Source organism: Micromonospora echinofusca (assembly GCF_017614955.1).
GTDB lineage: Bacteria > Actinomycetota > Actinomycetes > Mycobacteriales > Micromonosporaceae > Micromonospora > Micromonospora echinofusca_A.
The window spans coordinates 1-4,170 of sequence record NZ_WVUH01000488.1 but is presented as its reverse complement, the minus strand read 5'-3'; the positions used below and the strand labels follow the sequence as shown (position 1 = coordinate 4,170).

Here is a 4,170-nt window from a genome sequence, read left to right as displayed (position 1 = left end):
GCACCCAGCAGGCGGTCGACCCCAGCACCGGCGCGGTGATCTTCGAGGCGCCCAAGGCGGTGATGTGGGACTCCACCCCCACGCCACCCGAGGAACCCCCGACCAGCCCGTCGCCGTCACCCAGCGCGCTGGGCACCCAGCGCGCCGGTGAGGTGGGCGTCACCGACACCGGTGAGGACGGACCCGTGCCACCCCCGGTCACCGAGGCGACCGACGGCGGACCCGGCGACGCCTCCAAGATCTCCACCGTGCCGGTCGCCGCCACCGCCGACGCGCTGACCCTGACCCCCGACGCCACGATGCTCGCCGCCGCCGACACCACCTTCCCGGTGTACATCGACCCGATGTACCGGACGCCGCGCAGCTCGGCCAACCTCATGGTGTCGAGCACCGGATACGAGGCGTACAACTTCAAGTCCGACCAGGGCGTCGGCCGCTGCCCCACCGGCCTGCCCTCCAGCGGAAGCAGCTGCGGCTCGCCGCACAAGAAGCGCCTGTTCTACCGGGTGCCGACCGGCTGGCTGGCCGGCAAGCAGATCATCTCGGCGGAGATGCACGTCCGGGAGGTGTGGTCCGCCTCGGGCAGCAAACGGCCGGTGGACGTCTACCTGACCAAGGCGTTCGGCGCGAACTCCACCTGGAACTCCACCGCCGACAACTGGCTGCGGCGACTGGACCGGCGCAACGTGGCCAAGGGCTGGTCGGGCTGCGCCGACACCACCTGCCCCGCCGGGGACGTGGTCTTCAACGTCACCTCCGGCGTCCGTGAGGCGGCGAACAAGGGCTGGCGCGACATCACCCTCGGACTGCGCGCCGCCGACGAGGGCGACCAGCTCGGCTGGAAGCGGTTCGACCCGTGGGCCTGGGTGCGGGTGCACTACAACGTGCCCCCGTCGCAGCCCCGGCGCGACCAGCTCTGGACCGAACCGGGCGGTGCCTGCGCACCCCCGGACAACCCGACCCGGTTCAACATCTCCCAGCCCACCCTGAACGCCAAGAACCTCACCGACCGGGACACCTACGCCCGTTCCGCCGAGAAGCTCCGGGCACAGTTCGTGGTCGCGTGGACCGACTCCGGTGGCACGGCGCGTAGCTGGACCTACCTCACCCCGGCGAAACACGCGGCCACGTCGACGACGAACAACCGGTTCTCGGTACGCGTCCCCGCCGGGAAGATCCCCGCCAACACGGTCGTCAGGTGGCACGTCCGCGCCCACGACGGGTACGCCTGGGGGCCCTGGAGTTCCGACGGGGCGGCGACCGCCTGCTACTTCGTCTACGACACGGTGGCGCCACCCCTGCCGCAGATCAGCTCCAACGTGCCGGAGGGCTACCAGGAGGAGGATCCGGCCAACCCGAGCCAGCTGCACCAGGACGGCCTGGGCCGGTACGGCAGGTTCACCCTCACCCTGGACCCGTCGGCGACCAGGTTCGCCTACGACGTCAACCGCGAGCCGACACCGGCGATGCTGAGGAACCGCACGGCGGGCACCAGCACCGAGACCATCTACGTGCTGCCCCGGGTCGCCGGCAGCAACACCCTGTACGTGCGGGTGGCCGACGCCTCCGGCAACTTCTCCAAGGGGTCGGCGACCTTCACCTTCAAGGTCGCGGCCGGACGCGCGCCCAAGGCGCACTGGAAGTTCAACGACGCCGCCGGTACGACCAGACTCACCGACTCCGCAGGAGGCCGTTACCCCGGACTGGTCTCGGGCAGCCTCCAGCTCGGCCAGCCGGGCGCGCGCGGCACGGCGGCCACGTTCAACGGCACCACCACCGAGGTCACCGCCAACGGCACCCCGGTGCTGGACCTGACGAAGAGCTTCTCGGTCTCGGCGTGGGCGAAGCTCTCGTCGTCGGTGGCCGCCAACGTCACCGTGGTCAGTCAGGACAGCGCCTACCATTCCGGCTTCTTCCTCAAGTACTCCAAGACAGCCAACCGCTGGCAGTTCGCCCGCAACACCGCCGACGCCGACAGCAGCACCCACGTCACCGCCACCGCGACCGAGGCGGTCCCGCTCGACGAGTGGGTCCACCTGGTCGGCGTCTACGACAGCGTCGCCAGGCAACTCCAGATCCACGTCAACGGAAGACCCGGCACTCCCGCCGCCTTCACCACCCCCTGGCAGGCCAACGGGGCGACCGTGGTCGGCAGATCCCGGTGGAAGGGAAACATCACCGACCGGTTCCCCGGCAAGATCGACGATGTCCGGGTCTACGACCGGATCGTCAGCGTCGACGAGGCAGCGGCCCTGTCCAAGGACATGCTCACCGTCACCCACGTCTGGCACCTGAACCAGAACGGCGACGACAGCGGCGAAGGTGTCCGCAAGGCGGTGCGGCTCAACGGTACGGCGAAGTACACCGCGGAGTCCGTGGTGACACCCGGCACCGTCGGCGGTGCCGTGGGCTCGCTCGTCCTGCCCGGCGGGGCGGCCAACTACGCCGCCATCGACAGCGCCGTGCTCGACCCCCGGGAGAGCTTCACCGTCTCGGCCTACGTACAGACCGACGGTGTCCCGACGACCTCGATGAACCTGCTGAGCCTGACCGGCGCGAACACCAGCGCCCTGGTCGTGCGCTACGACGCGGCGAAGAGTCGGTACGTGCTCCAGGTCCGTGGCACCGACAGCGCCAGCGACACCGGCGCCACCGTGGAACACTCCGCCTTCCACACCGGGTTCGGCGACTGGGACCACATCGCGGTCGTGCACAACGCCCGCGAACAGGTCATCGAACTGTGGGTCAACGGCGTACTGGAATCGGCCGCCGAATCGGTCTCCAAATCGTTCCTGCACGGCCGGAAACCGTTCGGCCCGATCACCTCGGTACGCCTGGGCACCGGTCCGGCCGGCGCGGCGAACTGGGTCGGCATGGTCGACGACCTCTGGATCACCCGGGGACCGGCCGACAAGGCGGTGATCCAGGCCCTGGCGCTGCCCACCGAGGTCTCCGCGCTGTCCGAGGACGCCCTCAACGACAACAACGTCGGCGACGGCGCGTCCCGACCGGCCGGCGAGGAGGCGGAGAACGTCTTCTTCACCCTCAACGAGGGCCAGGTCGTCGGTACCCACTGGGCCGGCGACGACGCCCTCAACGAGAGCGCCCGGACCTGGTACGAACTGAACCCGAACCTGCGCGCCGCCGCCGGGGCACCGGTCAGCCACGTCACGGACGGCCCGGCGCGGCAGCTGTTCACCACCGCCGCCGACGGCCGCGTCATCTCCACCCGCTGGGACCCGGCGGTCACCACGAACGGTGGGTGGCGCGACTGGTCCGAACTCAACCCGAACCTGCGCGCCGCCGCCGGCGCGACCGTCACCGCGACCACGACCGGTCCCGCGCCGGTACAGGTCTTCACCACCACCGATGACGGCCGGGTCGTCTCCACGTTCTGGGATCCGGCGGTGACCACGAACGGTGGCTGGCACGGCTGGTTCGAGGTGAATCCGGGTCTGCGGGCGGCGGCGGGGACGCCGGTGCAGGTGACCACGACGGGGCCGTACCGGCTTCAGTTGTTCACCACGGCGACGGACGGGCGGGTCGTCTCCACCTGGTGGGATCCGGCGGTGACCACGAACGGTGGCTGGCGCGACTGGTTCGAGGTGAATCCGGGTCTGCGGGCGGCGGCGGGGACGCCGGTGCAGGTGACCACGACGGGGCCGTACCGGCTTCAGTTGTTCACCACGGCGACGGACGGGCGGGTCGTCTCCACCTGGTGGGATCCGGCGGTGACCACGAACGGTGGCTGGCACGGCTGGTTCGAGGTGAATCCGGGTCTGCGGGCGGCGGCGGGGACGCCGGTGCAGGTGACCACGACGGGGCCGTACCGGCTTCAGTTGTTCACCACGGCGACGGACGGGCGGGTCGTCTCCACCTGGTGGGATCCGGCGGTGACCACGAACGGTGGCTGGCACGGCTGGTTCGAGGTGAATCCGGGTCTGCGGGCGGCGGCGGGGACGCCGGTGCAGGTGACCACGACGGGGCCGTACCGGCTTCAGTTGTTCACCACGGCGACGGACGGGCGGGTCGTCTCCACCTGGTGGGATCCGGCGGTGACCACGAACGGTGGCTGGCACGGCTGGTTCGAGGTGAATCCGGGTCTGCGGGCGGCGGCGGGGACGCCGGTGCAGGTGACCACGACGGGGCCGTACCGGCTTCAGTTGTTCA

1 protein-coding gene is annotated in these 4,170 nt (G+C 70.6%); it reads left to right on the top strand.

Going from position 1 to position 4,170, the window contains the following annotated elements; translation table 11 throughout:
* On the top strand, positions 1–4,170 hold a 4,170-nt coding region (locus GSF22_RS31455), incomplete at both ends, for a LamG domain-containing protein (protein ID WP_208817549.1).